The sequence below is a fragment of the Serratia sp. L9 genome (assembly GCF_050632285.1).
GTDB lineage: Bacteria > Pseudomonadota > Gammaproteobacteria > Enterobacterales > Enterobacteriaceae > Chania.
This window is the reverse complement of sequence record NZ_CP192591.1, coordinates 99,710-118,163: the sequence shown is the minus strand read 5'-3', so window position 1 is coordinate 118,163 and position 18,454 is coordinate 99,710. Positions and strand designations below refer to the sequence as shown.

At 51.5% G+C, this 18,454-nt stretch carries 19 protein-coding genes and 3 pseudogenes; 18 read left to right on the top strand and 4 right to left on the bottom strand.

Annotated elements, in window-relative coordinates; all coding sequences use genetic code 11:
• Positions 1–45 precede the first annotated feature (45 nt).
• Complete coding sequence (locus ACQ86O_RS00530) at positions 46–1,134, bottom strand: aminopeptidase (protein ID WP_431223707.1); 1,089 nt, start codon at positions 1,132–1,134, stop codon at positions 46–48.
• A gap of 378 nt (positions 1,135–1,512) precedes the next feature.
• Here ACQ86O_RS00530 and tssD (ACQ86O_RS00525) point away from each other — a divergent pair, with 378 nt between their 5' ends.
• From tssD (ACQ86O_RS00525) to ACQ86O_RS00485, 9 genes are all read left to right on the top strand, one after another.
• On the top strand, positions 1,513–1,698 hold the full coding sequence (gene tssD, locus ACQ86O_RS00525; protein WP_431223706.1) for a type VI secretion system tube protein TssD: 186 nt from the start codon (positions 1,513–1,515) through the stop codon (positions 1,696–1,698).
• Positions 1,638–1,991, top strand: coding sequence for a type VI secretion system tube protein TssD (gene tssD, locus ACQ86O_RS00520; protein ID WP_431225617.1), 354 nt, complete (start codon positions 1,638–1,640; stop codon positions 1,989–1,991). The genes tssD (ACQ86O_RS00525) and tssD (ACQ86O_RS00520) overlap by 61 nt, the downstream gene beginning before the upstream one ends.
• 2 nt (positions 1,992–1,993) lie before the next feature.
• Positions 1,994–2,551: a hypothetical protein gene (locus ACQ86O_RS00515; RefSeq protein ID WP_431223705.1), complete on the top strand. Its 558-nt coding sequence runs from the start codon at positions 1,994–1,996 to the stop codon at positions 2,549–2,551.
• A gap of 104 nt (positions 2,552–2,655) precedes the next feature.
• Complete coding sequence (locus ACQ86O_RS00510; protein ID WP_431223704.1) at positions 2,656–2,916, top strand: hypothetical protein; 261 nt, start codon at positions 2,656–2,658, stop codon at positions 2,914–2,916.
• Positions 2,917–3,190: 274 nt separating this feature from the next.
• Complete coding sequence (cysG, locus tag ACQ86O_RS00505; RefSeq protein ID WP_431223703.1) at positions 3,191–4,621, top strand: siroheme synthase CysG; 1,431 nt, start codon at positions 3,191–3,193, stop codon at positions 4,619–4,621.
• A gap of 9 nt (positions 4,622–4,630) precedes the next feature.
• Positions 4,631–5,539, top strand: coding sequence for a sulfate adenylyltransferase subunit CysD (gene cysD / locus ACQ86O_RS00500; protein WP_431223702.1), 909 nt, complete (start codon positions 4,631–4,633; stop codon positions 5,537–5,539).
• Between the two features lie 11 nt (positions 5,540–5,550).
• A complete protein-coding gene (cysN, locus tag ACQ86O_RS00495) occupies positions 5,551–6,981 on the top strand; it encodes a sulfate adenylyltransferase subunit CysN (protein ID WP_431223701.1) in 1,431 nt (476 codons plus the stop codon).
• 1 nt (position 6,982) lies between these two features.
• Complete coding sequence (gene cysC / locus ACQ86O_RS00490) at positions 6,983–7,612, top strand: adenylyl-sulfate kinase (RefSeq protein ID WP_431223700.1); 630 nt, start codon at positions 6,983–6,985, stop codon at positions 7,610–7,612.
• Between the two features lie 99 nt (positions 7,613–7,711).
• Positions 7,712–8,029, top strand: coding sequence for a DUF3561 family protein (locus ACQ86O_RS00485; protein WP_431223699.1), 318 nt, complete (start codon positions 7,712–7,714; stop codon positions 8,027–8,029).
• Positions 8,030–8,235: 206 nt separating this feature from the next.
• Here the strand turns inward: ACQ86O_RS00485 and ACQ86O_RS00480 are convergent, their stop codons facing one another.
• The 3 genes from ACQ86O_RS00480 to ACQ86O_RS00470 form a co-directional block, all read right to left on the bottom strand.
• The gene (locus ACQ86O_RS00480; protein WP_431223698.1) at positions 8,236–8,958 is read right to left on the bottom strand and encodes an amino acid ABC transporter ATP-binding protein; all 723 of its coding nucleotides are present in this window, start codon (positions 8,956–8,958) and stop codon (positions 8,236–8,238) included.
• A complete protein-coding gene (locus tag ACQ86O_RS00475) occupies positions 8,942–9,661 on the bottom strand; it encodes an amino acid ABC transporter permease (RefSeq protein WP_431225616.1) in 720 nt (239 codons plus the stop codon). The genes ACQ86O_RS00480 and ACQ86O_RS00475 overlap by 17 nt, the downstream gene beginning before the upstream one ends.
• A 224-nt stretch (positions 9,662–9,885) precedes the next feature.
• Positions 9,886–10,656, bottom strand: coding sequence for a basic amino acid ABC transporter substrate-binding protein (locus ACQ86O_RS00470; RefSeq protein WP_431223697.1), 771 nt, complete (start codon positions 10,654–10,656; stop codon positions 9,886–9,888).
• A 404-nt stretch (positions 10,657–11,060) separates the two neighbouring features.
• On the opposite strand from ACQ86O_RS00470, the gene ftsB reads away from it, so the two are divergent.
• The 9 genes and pseudogenes from ftsB (at position 11,061) to rpoS (ending at position 18,420) form a co-directional block, all read left to right on the top strand.
• Complete coding sequence (gene ftsB / locus ACQ86O_RS00465) at positions 11,061–11,381, top strand: cell division protein FtsB (protein ID WP_431223696.1); 321 nt, start codon at positions 11,061–11,063, stop codon at positions 11,379–11,381.
• Between the two features lie 3 nt (positions 11,382–11,384).
• Positions 11,385–12,091, top strand: a pseudogene (ispD, locus tag ACQ86O_RS00460) (2-C-methyl-D-erythritol 4-phosphate cytidylyltransferase).
• 10 nt (positions 12,092–12,101) lie between these two features.
• Positions 12,102–12,575 (top strand): 2-C-methyl-D-erythritol 2,4-cyclodiphosphate synthase, encoded by a 474-nt coding sequence (ispF, locus tag ACQ86O_RS00455; RefSeq protein WP_021179414.1) that lies wholly within the window; start codon positions 12,102–12,104, stop codon positions 12,573–12,575.
• Between the two features lie 4 nt (positions 12,576–12,579).
• Positions 12,580–13,624: pseudogene (truD, locus tag ACQ86O_RS00450) on the top strand (tRNA pseudouridine(13) synthase TruD).
• A gap of 606 nt (positions 13,625–14,230) precedes the next feature.
• Positions 14,231–14,482 carry a hypothetical protein gene (locus ACQ86O_RS00445; protein WP_431223695.1) on the top strand — a complete coding sequence of 84 codons (252 nt, stop codon included), beginning with the start codon at positions 14,231–14,233 and terminating at the stop codon, positions 14,480–14,482.
• A 216-nt stretch (positions 14,483–14,698) separates the two neighbouring features.
• Positions 14,699–15,454: a 5'/3'-nucleotidase SurE gene (gene surE, locus ACQ86O_RS00440; RefSeq protein ID WP_431223694.1), complete on the top strand. Its 756-nt coding sequence runs from the start codon at positions 14,699–14,701 to the stop codon at positions 15,452–15,454.
• Positions 15,454–16,080 carry a protein-L-isoaspartate(D-aspartate) O-methyltransferase gene (locus ACQ86O_RS00435; RefSeq protein ID WP_431223693.1) on the top strand — a complete coding sequence of 209 codons (627 nt, stop codon included), beginning with the start codon at positions 15,454–15,456 and terminating at the stop codon, positions 16,078–16,080. Before surE ends, ACQ86O_RS00435 begins: the two co-directional genes overlap by 1 nt.
• A gap of 302 nt (positions 16,081–16,382) precedes the next feature.
• Positions 16,383–17,367 (top strand): annotated as a pseudogene (gene nlpD / locus ACQ86O_RS00430) (murein hydrolase activator NlpD).
• A gap of 54 nt (positions 17,368–17,421) precedes the next feature.
• Positions 17,422–18,420, top strand: a complete 999-nt coding sequence (rpoS, locus tag ACQ86O_RS00425; RefSeq protein WP_431223692.1) for an RNA polymerase sigma factor RpoS — start codon at positions 17,422–17,424, stop codon at positions 18,418–18,420.
• Positions 18,421–18,454 lie beyond the last annotated feature (34 nt).

Genomic DNA, 18,454 nt, shown 5'->3' with positions numbered 1-18,454 from the left:
AACCTCATCAATGGGGGGCGGGTAGCCGTGCCCCCTATTTTGACCTTACGACTTCTTCTTTTTCTTCTGCGGCTCTGGAACCGGGTGCGCCTGGGCCAGCTCTTTAATCAGGGGTAGCAGGATCTGCACACTGTCACGACTGCGTTTGTCTAATCGGCCAGGCAGGTGGGTTTCCAGATATTGCAGGTTGTCGTATTGCGGACGATGCCAGGTCACCCCTTGCGGGAAGTTCGGGCTGATAGCGCGCTGCTGATAACCGTCTTTGTCACCCAGTAACCAGTTAGTGGCTTCTACCGCCATCACCGGGATTTTTGCCTCATCAAACACCAGTTGATCGGAACAGCAACCGGTGCCTTGCGGAAACTCTTTACTGCCAGGATTGATCGCCGCCTCGATACCGTAGCGGTGGGCAATATTCAGCGCCCGATCGCGGGAGATTTTAGCAACTTCCTTCGGGGTATTGCGCCCGGAGTGGAAATAAAGCCGATCGCCGGTGATCAGGCTGTCGAGGTTAATCAGCAGTACGGTATTGTCACGCTCTTGCTGCGTCATACGCCTCAGGTAGTTTTTGGCTCCCAACGACTTTAACTCCTCACCGCTGGTGGCCACAAAGCGCAGGCTGTAGGTAGTAGGAATGTCCTTCAACCTTTTAGCCAATTCCAGCATAACGCCGACACCGGAGGCATTATCATCGACGCCCTGTAGCGTCAGCCCACCCAGATTGTTATCCACTTCATCGTCGCTAATCGGGGTGTAGGTATCGAAGTGCGCCATGATGATGATCTGCTTTGGCAGATCGCCATTCTTGGCGGCAATCACCGAGGTAACCGAGATTTTGCGCCAGTTTTCGCTGGTGTCTTTGTTGGTATAAAGGTAGCGGGCATCAAAGGTGCGGGTGTTAGCCGGGTAACCCATTTCGGTAAACTGTTGTACCAGATAGTCTGCGGCGAGTATTTCCGCCGGGCTGCCAGCCATGCGTCCAGGAAAATAGGTGGCAATATGGCGAATCTGGTTGGCAGCATACTGGCCCAAAGGGGCTTCTTTTTTAACGGGTTTTGTAGCGGCCGAGACGCTGACAACGTTGCCGAGAGCCACTAACAGCAGCAATGCTCTCAGGCACAAGCGGGAAAACATACCGAAAAATCCTTCTTTAACAGCGGTGATGCCGATTATCTTTGCGGTAGTCAGTATGGGACGCTATTGCCGATTTCACAATTTCTTCGCGTCCTATTTTTGTCTGAGATGCACGTTTAGCACTGCCCTATCCTAAATGTGAGGCAGAAGGTAATCATATAGGTTAGCCGATCGGTGAGCGCAGGGCGCACGAAAACGGGCCTCCACGGATAGATTCGCAGCGTGTTGGTGTTTTTCTTGGTTCCCACCTTTAGCACCATGACGCACCGCTACTTGATAGGATCTATTTGAGTAAAAAAACATCTAGGCATAAGTAATCCTTCAGTATAATGTTAAATATTATACAAATTTCAAATTTTGCGATTAAAAGGGATTTTTATGTCAAGCATCATCTACATGGGTGTTAATGGGAAGAAACAAGGATTGATATCAGCCGGTTGTGGAACTTTTGACTCTATAGGAAACAGGTATCAGAAGGGGCATGAGGATGAAGTTTTTGTTCTATCTTATCAGCATTTAGCAACCGGTCTCAGTATGTCAATCATCAACCTGTCATTATTCTAAAACTTATAGATAAATCATCCCCATTAATAGCTTCATGTATGGACAATAATGAAGAGGTTGAATGTAATATTCAGTTTCTTAGAACTAGTATGAATGGTGGTCTAGAACGATATTACTTAATCCGACTAGGAGGTGCGGTTATTGTGTCTATTAAATGCGATTATCCTCATTCAGTTAATGACAATGGAATGATTCCGCAAAAAGTAACATCCATAAAATATAGAGATATAACGCGCAATCACGAATCCTGCTCGACAGGCTCGTATAGTTTCTGGGATGACAGGGTGTATTGATTATGAATGCTTCATTCGTTGCTTCGACTATAGCAGAGGAGATGTCTGAGTCTATTCCAGCACTGGGAGACTCTGATCTGGCAGATGCATTTTACTCTCTATTGAATGGCACATGGGAGACGCTTGGTGATTATGGTTATCTCGCTTATGATTTTATAGATACAGATTCAAGATATCAAAAAAACAATGACAAGCATAGAATTGCGAAACTGTTGAAAGATGGAATTAACTCAGAAAAAGTCAATAGGGTTTTGCATATTGTCTATGAGGATGACTATAAAAATTTGACAGAAGAGCAACAACAGTTATTGAGTCGCAGACAGACAGCAGGTATTGCGGGAGGAGCGGTTGCTAATAACTATCTTTTTAAAAATGTGACTGGTACGTTGTTGACTGGATTTTTTCCGCGTTTCTTTACTGGTTTGACGATAACAACTACCTATACATTGGGTGGGAAAATAGCCCGTTCGACATACGGATCTCAACAATTGATGAATGATGCTCCTGAATTATATTGGAAGTTAAGGTCGGAAGGAGATTTGGATTTACTTTATTTTTAATTGAAAAATATGCGGAGCCTTTTGTTAAGGTGTCTAAAATAAAAAACACTAACCCAGCTCTATTTGAAGAAATAAATAATAAATTTCTATCGTTGGAGTTGTAGATGAAAGGTAAAGTCATTGGATTTATTATTTTCATCACTGATTTGATACTGGGTTATTTTGTTGTGTTGGGTGCTGCATCTATAATTTTATCATTTTTCTTGTTTCAGCATGATATTCGTAACCTGATCTATTTTAATGTAATGATGATAACGGTAGGCCTATTAAGTTGGTATTTTCAACGTAAATTAAAGGCGTATCGGGATCGCTTGATAAAGGAAGGCGTTATTCCCCATAAAAAAGTAAATCACAGACCTTATTGAAATTGGGGATATATCGACGGGAGTGACTTACAATAATCTACCTATGCGTACTTTCATCACCGCTATCAAGACAGGTATATGCTACCTAAAACTTAAGGATTGTGGAGCTGCCCAGGCTGGTGCTTCATCTGCGTTTCTAACCCTTCCTTCCGTTTAGACTTCGGCTCAGCCTGCCTTATTCCATTTAAGAACATCTCATGCCTTTTCGTCATTTCAGGGGGCAAATCGCACACCGTATAGTCACACTATCAATTTGTTATATGAAAAGGCCATTGTGGACTATCTACCAATATTTGCCGACCTGAAACAACGCCCGGTGCTGGTTGTTGGCGGCGGTGAAGTGGCTGCGCGCAAAGTCGACCTTCTTCAGCGCGCCGGTGCTGAAATACGGGTAGTTGCGCAGGCACTTTCACCGGAACTTGATCACCTTCACCAGCAAGGGCGAATTCATTGGCTTGGGCAGGCCTTTGCTGCGCAGCAACTGGATGACGTCTTTCTGGTGATCGCCGCTACCGATGACAGCGCGCTGAATGCCGAGGTTTATGCCGAAGCCGACAAACGCCGTGTGCTGGCCAATGTGGTAGACGATCAGCCGCGCTGTTCTTTTATTTTCCCCTCGATTATCGATCGTTCACCGCTGGTGGTGGCTGTTTCTTCCAGCGGCCAGGCACCGGTGTTGGCGCGCATGCTGCGCGAAAAACTGGAGGCATTACTGCCGACCAGCCTGGGGCAAATGGCCGAATTGGCCGGGAGCCTGCGTAGCAAAGTAAAGCAGCAGCTCTCTTCGATGGGGGCCAGACGCCGTTTCTGGGAAAAAGCATTCAATGGCCGCTTTGCCACGCTGATCGCCAATGGGCAAAAGGCGCAAGCAGAGCGGCAGCTAGAGCAGGATTTAGCCACCTTTGCGCAGGGGAATGAAGGGCAACAAGGTGAGATCGCGCTGGTCGGGGCCGGCCCGGGGGATGTCGGTTTATTGACTCTGCGTGGGCTACAGGTGATGCAGCAGGCGGATGTGGTGTTGTATGACCATCTGGTGAGCGAAGAAACATTGGATTTGGTACGTCGCGATGCCGAGCGTATCTGCGTGGGCAAACGCGCCGGTGCGCATTCGGTGATCCAGGAAGAAACGAATCGGCTGCTGGTGGAACTGGCGCAGCAGGGGAAACGGGTAGTGCGGTTAAAAGGCGGCGATCCCTTTATCTTTGGCCGGGGTGGTGAAGAGTTACAGGTAGCCGCCGCTGCCGGGATCCCTTTCCAGGTGGTGCCGGGCGTGACCGCCGCCGCTGGGGCTACGGCCTATGCCGGTATTCCACTGACTCATCGCGATCACGCACAGAGCGTGACTTTTATTACCGGCCATTGCCGTCCGGATGGTGAGGGCCTGGACTGGGCCGATCTGGCGCGGGCGCGTCAGACGTTGGCTATCTACATGGGTACCATGAAGGCGGCAGATATCAGCCGTAATCTGGTGGCTCATGGGCGCGGGGCAGAGACTCCGGTCGCGGTTATCAGCCGTGGAACACGGCCGGATCAACGGGTGCAAATCGGCACCTTGCAACAGCTGGAAATATTAACGCAGCAGGCACCGTTACCGGCGCTGCTGGTGATCGGCGAAGTGGTGGAACTGCACCATCAAATTGCCTGGTTTGGGCATCAACCGCAGACGGAAGAGGCAGCGCGCTCGGCCGTCGTGAATTTGGCTTAAGGATCTGTTATGGACGAAAAACGACTCACTCATTTGCGGCAATTGGAGGCGGAGAGTATCCATATCATCCGTGAAGTAGCCGCTGAATTCGGCAACCCGGTGATGCTCTACTCCATTGGTAAAGACTCCTCGGTGATGCTGCATCTGGCACGCAAGGCGTTCTACCCAGGGACGTTGCCATTCCCGCTGCTGCATGTGGATACCGGTTGGAAATTCCGCGAAATGTATCAATTCCGCGATCGTACTGCCAAAGAGTACGGTTTCGAACTGCTGGTACACAAAAACCCGGAAGGGGTGGCGATGGGCATTAATCCCTTCGTGCACGGCAGCGCTAAACATACCGATATCATGAAAACCGAAGGTCTGAAGCAGGCGCTGAATAAATACGGCTTTGACGCCGCCTTTGGTGGTGCGCGCCGTGATGAAGAGAAATCCCGCGCCAAGGAGCGAATTTACTCCTTCCGCGATCGCTTCCACCGTTGGGATCCGAAAAACCAGCGCCCGGAGCTGTGGCACAATTACAACGGCCAGATTAACAAAGGTGAGAGTATCCGCGTATTCCCGTTGTCGAACTGGACCGAACTGGATATCTGGCAATATATCTTCCTGGAGAAGATCGACATCGTGCCGCTGTATCTGGCAAAACCGCGCCCGGTAGTTGAGCGTGACGGGATGTTGCTGATGGTGGATGACGATCGTATCGATTTGCAACCGGGGGAGATGATCAGCCAACGCATGGTGCGTTTCCGCACCCTCGGCTGCTGGCCATTGACCGGCGCGGTAGATTCTACAGCGCAGACGCTGCCGGAGATCATTGAGGAAATGCTGGTCTCCACCACCAGTGAGCGTCAGGGCCGCATGATCGACCGCGATCAGTCCGGTTCGATGGAAATGAAAAAGCGTCAAGGGTATTTCTGAGGAGCCGCCGGATGAATAACGTTATTGCACAACAAATTGCTGAACAGGGCGGGGTAGAGGCTTATCTGCACGCGCAGCAGCACAAGAGTCTGTTACGGTTCCTGACCTGCGGCAGCGTCGACGACGGTAAGAGTACCCTGATCGGCCGCCTGTTGCACGATACCCGCCAAATCTACGAAGATCAGCTATCTACGCTGCATACTGACAGCAAACGCATCGGTACCCAAGGTGAGAAACTCGATCTGGCTTTGCTGGTTGATGGCTTGCAGGCAGAGCGTGAGCAAGGCATTACTATCGACGTGGCTTATCGCTATTTCTCCACTGAAAAGCGTAAATTTATTATCGCCGACACCCCGGGGCACGAGCAGTATACCCGCAATATGGCCACCGGCGCGTCCACCTGCGATCTGGCGATCCTGCTGATCGATGCGCGTAAAGGGGTGTTGGATCAGACCCGTCGCCACAGTTTTATCGCGACTCTGCTCGGCATCCGTCATCTGGTGGTGGCGGTGAACAAGATGGATCTGGTGGATTACAGCGAAGCGGTATTTGAGCAGTTCAAACAAGATTACCTGGGCTTTGCCGAGCAGTTGCCGAACGATCTGGATATCAAGTTTGTGCCACTTTCGGCGCTGGATGGCGACAACGTGGCTTCGCAGAGCGAACAGATGCCTTGGTACAACGGCCCAACGCTGTTGGAAGTGCTGGAAAGCGTGGACGTCATCAGAGAGCGTGAAAGCCAGCCTCTGCGCTTCCCGGTGCAGTACGTTAACCGCCCTAACCTTGATTTTCGCGGCTATGCCGGCACGTTGTCGGCCGGTGTGGTGCGTGTCGGGCAACGAGTTAAAGTGCTGCCGTCAGGCGTGGAATCTACCGTGGCTCGCATAGTGACCTTCGATGGGGATCTGCAGGAAGCGATACCCGGTGAGGCAATCACACTGGTGTTGAAAGATGAAGTGGATATCAGCCGTGGCGATTTACTGGTGGACGCTGGTGAAACCTTGCAGGCTGCGCAAAGCGCGTTGGTGGATGTCGTGTGGATGGCCGAACAATCGCTGCTACCCGGCCAAAGCTACGACATCAAAGTGGCCGGCAAGAAAACCCGAGCTCGCGTTGAGAGCATTCGCCATCAGGTAGAGGTCAACTCCCTGGCGCAGCATCAGGCCGACGTATTGCCGCTCAATGGCATCGGGCTGGTGGAACTGACCTTTGATGAACCGCTGTTGCTGGACAGCTATCAACAGAATCATGATACCGGCGGCTTGATCTTTATCGATCGTTTGAGCAACGTAACGGTTGGCGCAGGGTTGATCCGCGAAGCCTTGCATCAGGGTAACCCGGCGGTGGCTGGTGATTTCAGCGCATTTGAGCTGGAACTGAACGCATTGGTCCGCAAGCATTTCCCTCATTGGGGTGCTCGTGACTTGCTCAAGGGGAATTAAGGTGTCTGAGGAGCAAACCCTGCCAACCGGGCTGGAAGATGAAAATGTAGTGTGGCACCCGCATACCATAACGCGTGCGGAGCGTGAAGCCTTTAACGGCCATAAAGGTGTGGTGTTGTGGTTTACCGGCCTGTCCGGTTCCGGGAAGTCGAGCATTGCCGGGGAACTGGAGCAGGCTTTACATCACAGAGGCGTCAGTACCTATCTGCTGGATGGTGACAACGTTCGTCATGGCTTGTGCCGCGATCTGAGTTTTTCCGATCAGGACCGGCGCGAGAATATCCGCCGAGTGGGGGAGGTGGCCAAACTGATGGTGGATGCCGGGCTGGTGGTGTTGACGGCGTTTATCTCCCCGCACCGTGCTGAAAGACAAATGGTGAGGGAAATGCTCGATAAGGGGCGTTTTATTGAAGTATTTGTCGACACTCCACTGGCGGTTTGTGAGGCCCGGGATCCGAAAGGGTTGTACAAGAAAGCGCGTGCTGGCGAGATACGAAATTTCACCGGAATTGACTCGGTTTATGAAGCGCCAGAGCGGCCCGATGTGTATTTGGATGGTGAACAATTGGTAACAAATTTGACCGAGCAATTGTTAGACGTGCTGCGTGGTCAGGCTATTATCAAACCCTGAATTCGAAAAAGCGCGTGGTGCTTGTGCCACGCGCTTTTTACCCTAAACCTGCTGCACTTGCTGTCCATAGGGTAAAAATATGTTTAACCAGGGACCGCTATGCAAAACCTCACGCCATTATTGATTGATGCACAACAGGAGCAAGAGGAACCTTCTTACTCTTTCCTGGGTGGGACCAGCGGTTTTGTCTTCTACTGGCTGGCCTTTGCCTTGCCTTTTATGGTTTATGGCTCCAATACGCTGTTCTTCCTGCTATATACCTGGCCGCTTTTCCTGGCTCTGATGCCGGTTTCCGTCCTGTTGGGGATCATCTTCAGTATGCTGCTGCGTGGCCGAGTGATCCTCACGCTGCTGCTGACCGGTGCTGCCGTAGTTTGCCTGTTCTGGCTGGTATTCAGTTTTCTAAGCGGCTGGTAGCATTTCCGTCGTCTTTCAAGTCGCCGCGTTGTGACCTTCAAATGTAAATCCCAATCACTGACTTACGCTTAGCTCTGCCGTATACATGCCGTGAGCGTATGGACGCGCAAGCGTGGCCAACTTGAAATCCATAGGATATAGAAATTGATTGGGCGCAACGGTGCATCAAAAAATGCGCCCAAGTGATGTCAAAGCGGTGCGGAAGGTTACAAAACTTTGCTTAAAAATGCCTGCGTGCGCGGATTGGTCGGATTGCCGAAAATCTGCTGTGGCGAACCCTCTTCCTGAATAATTCCCTGGTCGATAAACAACACCCGATCCGCCACTTCACGGGCAAAGCCCATTTCATGGGTTACAACCACCATGGTCATGCCTTCATGCGTCAGGGCCTTCATGACTTCCAGCACCTCGCCCACCAGTTCTGGATCCAACGCCGAAGTTGGCTCATCGAACAGCATGATTTTGGGTTCCATTGCCAGTGCGCGGGCGATAGCTACCCGTTGCTGCTGGCCGCCGGACAGGCTACTGGGATAAGCATCAATCTTGTCCAGCAGACCTACTTTGCGCAGCAGCACTTCTGCACGCTCAATGGCTTCGCTGCGTGACAGTTTTTTCACCTCCATCGGTGCCATGATGATGTTTTCCAACACCGTCATATGTGGGAACAGGTTAAAACGTTGGAATACCATGCCCACGCTTTCACGCATTTTGTTCAGATCGGTCTTTTGGCTGTGTATGGCAAAGCCATTAACGTCAATCTCACCGCCAGAGAGCGTCTCCAGCGCGTTAATGCAGCGCAGAAAGGTGCTTTTACCTGAACCGGAAGGGCCGATTATGCATACCACTTCGTTTGGCGCGATCTCGCAAGAGATACCGCGCAGCACATGGCTTTCGCCAAATTGTTTTTGCAGGTTATGTACGCGAATCACTTTTACCGAACCTTTTTTCCATGTGTTGCACCATCAGCGAGAGCAGGAAGGTGATGACCCAATAGACCAATGAGATGGTCAGGTAGGGCTCCCAGTAGGTGGCATAGGCGCCCGAAACGGTGCGTGCGGCATAGGCCAGATCCGCCAGGCCGATCGCGGAGGCCAGAGAAGAATCTTTGACGATGGCAATGGCGTTATTACCCAGCGGTGGCAGCATACGGCGAAATGCCTGCGGCAGGATCACCTTGCGCATGGTTTTACCGTAGCCCATCCCCAGGGAGCGTGAAGCTTCCATTTGGCCGCGATCGATCGACTGGATACCGGCACGGAAGATTTCGGAGACATAGGCACCGGCGTTCAGGGTGATTGCTACCACGCATGAAAGGAAGGCACCGTAATCGGAGCGCAAAGCCCGGGCGAAGTCGGTGCTCATCAGGCCGCTGCTCACCAGCAAGCCGTCCCGTGGGTTGATAAACAGCGGCACCAGCGCGAAGTGCACCACCATGATTTGCACAAACAGCGGAGTGCCACGGAAGGCACTGATGTAAATACGCACCGGCCATTGAATGCAATAATGCAGGATCGGCTTCCAGATCCCGTGCGGTGCCTGGGCCAAACGGCCCAGACCGAGTAGCAGGCCCCAGGTGGTGCCCAGAATCACACAGATGATGGTGCATTTGATGGTCATCCAGGCGCCTTCCATAAACAGTGGCGCGTACTCCTGGATAATCTCCCAACGGAAATTCAAGGTCGGTTCCTTCTTAAAGAATGTTCAGGCTACCCTGCGTCGTCATCTCGGGGTTGGGCAGTGTTCGCCATCCTCATGGAGGTAGTGCCCTCTCCGGTGGCGTACGCTGTCCACACCCGATATGATTTAGCTCGCTACGCCTGCTGATGCGTCTTTAACGGTGACTTGTGTTGGCTCGTTTATTCGGCTGGCAGCGTCGGGACGTTACTGTCAAACCAGGTTTGATAGATTTTTGCGTAGGTCCCATCAGCGATGATTTTCTTCAGCCCGCTGTTGATCTTGTTAAGCAGCTCATCGTTCCCTTTTGCTACCGCGATACCAAAATACTGGCGCTCAAATTTGGCGTCTGAAACCAGTTTGAACTCTTTTTCCGGGTGGGTTTTGATGTAGAACTTGGCAACGCCAACATCGCCGACTGCCGCGCCGATACCGTCTTCATAAAGCTCTTGCAGCATCAAAGGGGTATTATCGAAGCGTTTGATGGAGGTATTGTTTTTGCCCAGTACGTCGGAAACCACGATGTCACCGGTGCTGGAGTTCACTACGCCCACCTTCAATTCTTTCAGCGCGGCGATGGAGTCGATTTTGGAATCCTTTGGCACCACGATCGCCTGCTCGGCCGGGAAGTAAGGCATAGAGAAATCGACCATCTGCTTGCGCTTATCGGTGATGGTAATGCCGGAAATAATGATGTCGCGATCGCCTGAATTCAGTGTGGCAAAGATGCCTTCCCACGGCGTATTTACCAGTTTCAGTTGGAAACCTTCCGCTTTGGCAATCGCCTTGATCACATCAATATCAAAACCTTCCAGCTCTTTCTTGCTGTTTTCAAATTCGAATGGGCGATAAGTCCCCCCAGAGCCAACCACGTAGGTCGGTTCTGCGGCATAGGAAGAAACGGAGAAAGCGGCGGCCAGACAGGCGCTAATAAGAACTAAACGTTTTAACATGGGGCAATCCCTGATGAGTTAATGTGAATTAAAGGTTATATATTGGATTTATTTATGCACTTTAGATGCATAAAAATATACTTACATGAATAAAAACACAACCCCTGCCGCATGATGAAAATGCTAATAGTGAAAAATATGAATAATTATTTAAATCGTGGTGAAAGTGTCGGCAAAAATACCGTCTGCCTAGTTCTTCTTACTGCATAGCGGCGTTTGCTTAACGAGGCGGGGCAGGGTTTTTCTATGGCAACATGGGTTTTTTATACCGCTTTAAGGCGACAATTAGTCTATAACCTAAGGAAAATCTTATTCAACTGAATATCCACTGGTGGAAAGGCTTTCCTGGTGTGGAGTCAAACGGAAAGTTGTGGGATGATTGGTCGGTTTTTTAGGGGGCGAAGATGGGAAAACTTACGCTGCTATTGCTGGCATTGCTCGGCTGGCTGCAGTACTCGCTGTGGCTGGGGAAAAATGGCGTCCACGATTATGTGCGCGTCAACGATGATGTCACGGCTCAGCAGGGCAGCAATGCCAAATTAAAAGCGCGTAACGATCAGCTATTTGCCGAGATCGACGATTTGAACGGCGGTCAGGAAGCGATAGAAGAGCGCGCACGCAATGAGCTGGGTATGATTAAACCCGGTGAGACTTTCTATCGCCTGGTTCCTGAGCCTTCCAGACGCAGCGCGGCGTCCACCACGCAAAATAACCCACAAAAATAACGCATGAACCATTCCGCAGGCTTCTTTCCTTCGGTGATCGCTGTCCTGCCCGCTGCCGGTATCGGCAGTCGTATGCAGGCCGATTGCCCGAAACAGTATTTAATGATCGGCCACCAAACCCTTCTCGAGCACGCGATCCACGCTTTGTTGCGCCATCCGCGTATTTTGCAGGTGATTGTGGCTATCAGCCCCGAAGATGACCAATTCCAGGCGTTGCCAATCGCTCAGGATCCCCGAGTGCTGGTCACTTTGGGGGGCAACAACGTGCTGATTCTGTGATGGCTGGCCTGCAACTGGCGGGTGATGCCGAATGGGTGTTGGTGCATGATGCTGCCCGCCCTTGTCTGCATGCTGACGATCTGGAGCGGCTGCTGGCGATCACCGGACATAGCAAGGTTGGGGGCATTCTCGCCGCGCCGGTGCGTGATACCATGAAGCGTGCGGAAGTGGGGCAAAGTGCCATCTCGCACACGGTTGAACGCCAGGATCTTTGGCATGCGCTGACGCCGCAGCTATTTCCGCTGGATTTACTTAAACTCTGCCTGCAACGTGCCCTGGATGAAGGGGCGACGGTAACGGATGAAGCGTCCGCGTTGGAGCATTGCGGTTATCACCCGCTGCTGGTGCCAGGGCGCTCGGACAATATTAAAGTGACGCGGCCAGAAGATTTGGCGCTGGCGGCGTTCTATCTGACTCAGTTGAACAATTAAGGAGCGCGAGATGCGTATCGGCCACGGTTTTGATGTCCATAAATTTGGCGGCGAAGGGCCGTTGGTGATCGGTGGTGTTCGCATTCCCTATGAAAAAGGTCTGCTGGCACACTCCGATGGTGACGTAGCTCTGCACGCCGCGACAGATGCCCTGTTAGGCGCGGCGGCTTTAGGTGACATTGGCAAACTTTTCCCGGATACCGACCCGGCATTCAAAGGTGCAGATAGCCGTGAGCTGCTGCGCGAAGCCTGGAAGCGCATCCGCGCCAAAGGGTATCGTCTGGGGAATTTGGATGTAACCATCATTGCTCAGGCTCCGAAGATGGCGCCACACATTCCTCAGATGCGCATCTTCCTGGCAGAAGATCTGCAATGCCATATGGATGACGTTAATGTGAAAGCGACCACTACCGAGCAGTTGGGATTTACCGGGCGTGGCGAAGGTATTGCCTGCGAAGCTGTTGCTTTGCTTATCAAGGAATAAGCGAATGGATATGGCCAACCTGACCTGGCTGCACGGTAAACCGCAGGCCACCGGAGTGCTGAAAGCTAATCCGGAAGATTTTGTGGTAGTTGAAGATTTAGGTTTTACGCCTGATGGTGAAGGTGAGCACCTGTTGGTGAACATCCGTAAAAACGGCTGTAACACCCAGTTTGTGGCGGACTATCTGGCTAAATTTGCCGGTATCCATGCCCGTTCGGTCAGTTACGCTGGTTTGAAAGATCGTCATGCGGTAACCGAGCAGTGGTTTTGCCTGCATTTGCCGGGTAAGGAATCTCCCGATCTCAGCCAGTTTGCTCTGGAAGGTTGTGAAGTGCTGCAAGCCGCCCGCCATTTACGCAAGTTGCGTATTGGCACGCTGAAGGGCAATGATTTCACCTTGGTACTACGGAATATCAGCGATCGCCACGAAGTGGAACAGCGTTTGCAGTCTATTGCTGCGGGCGGTGTACCCAATTACTTCGGCAGCCAGCGCTTTGGCCGGGGGGAATAACTTGACCATGGCGCGCCGCTGGGCCAAAGACGAGATCCGGGTTAAAGAGCGCAGCAAGCGCAGTTTCTACCTTTCTGCCAGCCGCAGTGCGTTGTTTAACACCGTTGCCAGCCAGCGCCTAGCGAACCATCAGCAGCAAACGGTGATGGAAGGGGATGCATTGCAACTTGCTGGGCGCGGGAGTTGGTTTGTGGCCAAAGAGGAAGAACTCGCGGGCCTGCAACAACGGTTGGATGCGGGAGAACTGATGATCACAGCCCCGTTGCCGGGGGATGGTGAACCTGGCCCCGCAGGGGAAGCGCTGAGGTTTGAGCAACAATGTCTGATTCAACAACCGGAATTGCTGTCGCTTTTAAAACGCGAACGTGTTGAACCTGCTCGAAGAGCCCTGCTATTACAGCCGCAGAAATTACAGTGGAACTGGTGGGATGACACCACCGTGGAATTAAGTTTCTGGTTACCTGCCGGTAGTTTTGCCACTAGCGTCGTACGCGAAATCCTGCTGCAGGAGAATAGCGACGTGGATATCAGTTTGTAATTACCTTATTCAGCGTCACTTTCCTGATATGCGGTTCAGTAGAGTGGCGCTTTGATTTTTATTTGCTCACCGGCTGGCCAGATAGAAATCGACCAGCGTTTATCTATTTACTGACAATGACTTTGGTTCAAGCCGCTTGTTAGAAGTGGAATATTAAAATATAGCCTCAGCATTTATCGCTACATCCCTCTTTAACCTCAGATGATTAATACGTGCTTCGGGGTGCGTTGATGCATTCCTGGTAATTTATCGGATAACCTTAAATTTTTGACCCTCATTATAACGATATTTTTGTGGGCATCATTGATGGGTAATATGATAAAAATCAAATGGATAAATCACCTTGTCTTACCGGGGAACGCATTGTGATTCCCTATAATAATTAAGGGGTTATTATTTGATTATAATCGCATTACCCACTGTGATGTTGAGGTGTTGCTCTGCTGAATTTATAGTGCACCCAGATTTTAAATGCCTGGGGAAAATATAGTTTATCCGGGCGTGTTTAACTAAAGGGTTAATGATCAGTTCTATCAATATTAATCACCTATTGAGCACTATTGATTAGCCGCATTCCCCTTAGCGCACTTTCCTGGGCGCCACGGGGTGGGTTTAGCCGGGATACTTACACGTGGTTCGCAGTTCTACCCGTGTGCGATAAAGGTACAAGCGGCGCGTGATGTGCTGCGCTATGTCGGCACTACGCGCTGTGCTGGGGTTACTATGGCCAGCATACCTTCGGCCGGGCAGCGGCAGGCTCTGCTGTTGACCGGCAGGCAAAACCCCGGCAGCGATGTGCCAGTGGCGATGAGAAAGGGCGATTACCTCAGCTCTCACTGGCTAGCAGGGGTGATTTAGTGGCGGTTGAATTGTATAGTAGATCGGATAGCTGGCCGTTGATGGCGATGTTCCCGGCAACGTCTAAGCCTGATTTCACGCATCAGGCTTACCAGATTGGATAATATGACAGGTTGGACTTATTATTGAAAATATCAGCAGAAACAAATAGATATGGCAGTGTAGGTCAATGTGTCAGTTTTATGCGCTTTATGAAAAAAGTCTTTTAAATTCAATATGAAAATACTATTGAGCAACGATGACGGCGTGTCCGCGCCGGGTATTCAGGTACTGGCGGCGGCATTGCGTGAATTTGCCGAAGTGCAGGTGGTCGCCCCCGATCGTAATCGCAGTGGTTCTTCCAATGCGCTGACGCTGGAATCGCCGTTGCGTACAATAACCTTGGCAAACGGCGATATTGCGGTTCAGCAGGGGACTCCCACCGATTGTGTCTATCTGGGGGTCAATGCCCTGATGTCTCCAGCGCCGGATATTGTGGTGTCTGGTATCAATGCCGGGCCTAACCTGGGGGACGACGTTATCTATTCTGGGACGGTTGCAGCCGCGATGGAAGGCCGCCATCTTGGCTTTCCGGCGCTAGCCGTGTCGCTCAATGGCCACCAGCATTATGACACCGCGGCGGCGATCACCTGCCGTTTGTTACGCGCCTTGCAACGTGAACCGCTGCGCACCGGCAAAATTCTTAATATTAACGTCCCCGATTTGCCTCTGGCGGAGATCAAAGGGATACGCGTGACCCGTTGCGGTAGTCGGCACCCTGCCGAAAAAGTGTTCTGCCAACAGGATCCTCGTGGGCAGAAGCTGTATTGGATTGGGCCACCGGGGGATAAATTTGACGCTGGACCGGACACGGATTTTGCCGCAGTCGAGCAGGGTTATGTGGCAGTAACGCCTTTACAGGTAGATTTGACCGCCTATGGGGCACAGGATGTGCTAAAAACATGGTTAACCAAAGCTGAGGTTAGCGGGTAATGGTGAACAAACGCATACAAACGTTGCTGACGCAATTGCGCCAGCAGGGGATCAGGGACGAACGACTGCTTAAGGCAATCGAAAACGTTCCGCGTGAGCGTTTTGTTGATGAAGCTTTAGAACATAAAGCCTATGAAAATACGGCGCTCCCTATTGGTTCGGGGCAGACGATTTCTCAACCTTATATGGTTGCGCGTATGACCGAACTGCTGAATTTGCAGCCGACTTCGCGGGTGCTTGAGATCGGCACCGGTTCTGGCTATCAGACTGCGATCCTGGCGCATCTGGTGCAGCACGTCTGCTCCGTTGAGCGTATCAAAGGCTTGCAGTGGCAGGCGAAGCGCCGTCTGAAGCAGCTTGATCTGCATAATGTCTCGACACGGCATAGTGACGGTTGGCAGGGCTGGGCCTCGCGAGGCCCATTTGATGCGATCATCGTCACTGCCGCACCGCCAGAAATCCCACAGGCGCTGATGCAACAGTTGGACGAAGGCGGCATTCTGGTACTGCCGGTAGGGGAACAGGCGCAGATGCTGCAATGTATTCAACGGCGCGGTGATGAATTTTCTATCAATGCTGTTGAAGCGGTGAGATTCGTTCCTTTGGTGAAAGGCGAACTGGCATAACTTGCGTTTAAAACGACGTTACCCATTGCTTTTTCATTTAGTCAGGTTAGGTTTTAGCGTTTAAATAATATTAATTTTCAATAGAATTGTTCTTCTATGTCGTTGTCTTATGGCATGACATTGCCAATGTGGTTAGCATTGGCGGCGCTGTTTTTTAGCTCTCGGGCACGAGGCCTTCTGGTATGCAGAGGTCGGCCGGGGAAATTTTTCGTTGTAGAGCTGGGATAATACGAAAGCTCAGCTACGTTTGGATATAACGCTGATATTGCTGTCATGGGGGAAGCATGAGCACGGGAAGCCCAATGATTACTTTGCGCCGAGTTGTGGTGTGTACGATGTTAAGTTTGGGGTTGGCAGGCTGTTCGAATGATAATTCTACCTCGGCACCTATCAGCAGCGTTGGTGGTGGCGGAGCTGCCGCATCCGGTAATGCGGGTGGCGGGGGCTGCACAGGGGCGTATTGTTTACAATCGCAGTTACAACTCAATCCCCAAAGGGAGCTACAGCGGTAGCACCTATACCGTAAAACATGGCGATACGCTGTTCTATATTGCCTGGATCACCGGGAACGATTTCCGCGATCTGGCCCAGCGAAACAATATTCCTCAACCCTACAGCCTGGAGGTAGGACAAACCCTGCAATTGGGTAATGGTTCCGCTAATGGAAACGGCGGTATGTTGGCAGCAACAGACGCAACCAGCGGCGGTGTACCGAAGCCGCCTTCCAGTAGCCAGATACAAACTGCAACGGTTGATTCTCAATCAACGAACGCGTATTCTGGTAATTCGGGTAAACAGAATGTAGGTAAAATGTTGCCTGCATCAGGAGCAGTTGTGGCAGGCTCAGCCGCTGCTCCTGTTACCGCGCCAGCTGCAACACCTCCGGTGAGCAGCACCGCCAGCAACAGCGCTCCGGTTAGTAGCTGGAAGTGGCCAACTGACGGTAAGGTTATCGATAGCTTCTCCTCATCGGAAGGTGGGAATAAAGGTATTGATATCGCTGGCACCCGTGGGCAGCCTATCCTCGCTACCGCCGATGGCCGTGTAGTGTATGCAGGCAACGCTTTACGGGGTTACGGTAATCTAATCATCATCAAACACAATGATGATTACCTGAGTGCCTACGCCCATAACGACACAATGCTGGTCCGGGAACAACAAGAAGTAAGGGCGGGGCAGAAAATAGCAACGATGGGAAGCACCGGAACCAGTTCAGTACGTTTGCATTTTGAGATTCGTTACAAGGGGAAATCCGTAAACCCGCTGCGTTATCTTCCGCAGCGATAGATTGGGCAGAATGCGTTGTATTCTGCTCGCGGTATCACGGGTAGGAGCCGCTTTATGAGCCAAAATACGCTGAAAGTTAACGAGTTACATGACGATGCAGATTTCGATGAGAACGCCACGGAGGCTGAGTCATTCGATGAAAAAGCACTGGTAGAAGAAGAGGCCAGTGAGAATGACTTGGCGGAAGACGAACTGTTGTCTCAAGGTGTTACCCAACGCGTATTGGATGCAACGCAGCTCTATCTGGGCGAAATCGGTTACTCACCTCTGCTGACCGCAGAGGAAGAAGTTTATTTTGCGCGGCGTGCACTGCGCGGAGACGTGCCGTCCCGCCGCCGCATGATAGAAAGTAACCTGAGGTTGGTCGTTAAAATTGCCCGTCGTTATAGCAATCGTGGCCTGGCGCTGCTGGATCTGATCGAAGAGGGTAACCTTGGTCTGATCCGTGCGGTGGAAAAGTTTGACCCAGAACGCGGTTTCCGTTTTTCAACCTATGCAACCTGGTGGATCCGCCAGACGATTGAACGGGCGATTATGAATCAAACCCGTACGATCCGTTTGCCAATCCATATCGTCAAAGAGCTGAATGTCTATTTGCGCACCGCGCGCGAGCTCTCTCACAAACTGGATCACGAACCAAGCGCAGAAGAGATTGCGGAGCAACTCGACAAGCCGGTTGACGACGTCAGCCGTATGCTGCGCCTGAACGAACGTATCACTTCTGTGGATACGCCGTTGGGTGGTGATTCCGAGAAAGCGCTGCTGGATATTTTGGCAGATGAAAAAGACAATGGGCCAGAAGACACTACGCAAGACGATGACATGAAACAAAGCATCGTTAAATGGCTGTTCGAATTGAACGCCAAACAGCGTGAAGTGTTGGCTCGCCGTTTCGGCCTGCTGGGCTACGAAGCGGCAACGCTGGAAGATGTGGGCCGTGAGATTGGCCTGACTCGCGAGCGTGTTCGTCAGATCCAGGTTGAAGGCTTACGCCGCCTGCGTGAAATTCTGCAAATGCAGGGCCTGAGCATTGAGGCACTGTTCCGCGAATAAACGTATTCAACCATTAAAATAAAAACGGTGGGCC

Excerpts from the sequence above, each read along its gene's own strand:
- ACQ86O_RS00435 (WP_431223693.1), top strand. The coding sequence starts at position 15,454 with ATGGTGAACAAACGCATACAAACGTTGCTGACGCAATTGCGCCAGCAG.
- rpoS (WP_431223692.1), top strand. The coding sequence starts at position 17,422 with ATGAGCCAAAATACGCTGAAAGTTAACGAGTTACATGACGATGCAGAT.
- cysN (WP_431223701.1), top strand. The coding sequence starts at position 5,551 with ATGAATAACGTTATTGCACAACAAATTGCTGAACAGGGCGGGGTAGAG.
- ACQ86O_RS00475 (WP_431225616.1), bottom strand. The coding sequence starts at position 9,661 with ATGGAAGGCGCCTGGATGACCATCAAATGCACCATCATCTGTGTGATT.
- ACQ86O_RS00485 (WP_431223699.1), top strand. The coding sequence starts at position 7,712 with ATGCAAAACCTCACGCCATTATTGATTGATGCACAACAGGAGCAAGAG.
- tssD (WP_431223706.1), top strand. The coding sequence starts at position 1,513 with ATGTCAAGCATCATCTACATGGGTGTTAATGGGAAGAAACAAGGATTG.
- ispF (WP_021179414.1), top strand. The coding sequence starts at position 12,102 with ATGCGTATCGGCCACGGTTTTGATGTCCATAAATTTGGCGGCGAAGGG.
- ACQ86O_RS00510 (WP_431223704.1), top strand. The coding sequence starts at position 2,656 with ATGAAAGGTAAAGTCATTGGATTTATTATTTTCATCACTGATTTGATA.
- ftsB (WP_431223696.1), top strand. The coding sequence starts at position 11,061 with ATGGGAAAACTTACGCTGCTATTGCTGGCATTGCTCGGCTGGCTGCAG.
- ACQ86O_RS00470 (WP_431223697.1), bottom strand. The coding sequence starts at position 10,656 with ATGTTAAAACGTTTAGTTCTTATTAGCGCCTGTCTGGCCGCCGCTTTC.
- ACQ86O_RS00515 (WP_431223705.1), top strand. The coding sequence starts at position 1,994 with ATGAATGCTTCATTCGTTGCTTCGACTATAGCAGAGGAGATGTCTGAG.
- surE (WP_431223694.1), top strand. The coding sequence starts at position 14,699 with ATGAAAATACTATTGAGCAACGATGACGGCGTGTCCGCGCCGGGTATT.
- cysD (WP_431223702.1), top strand. The coding sequence starts at position 4,631 with ATGGACGAAAAACGACTCACTCATTTGCGGCAATTGGAGGCGGAGAGT.
- ACQ86O_RS00530 (WP_431223707.1), bottom strand. The coding sequence starts at position 1,134 with ATGTTTTCCCGCTTGTGCCTGAGAGCATTGCTGCTGTTAGTGGCTCTC.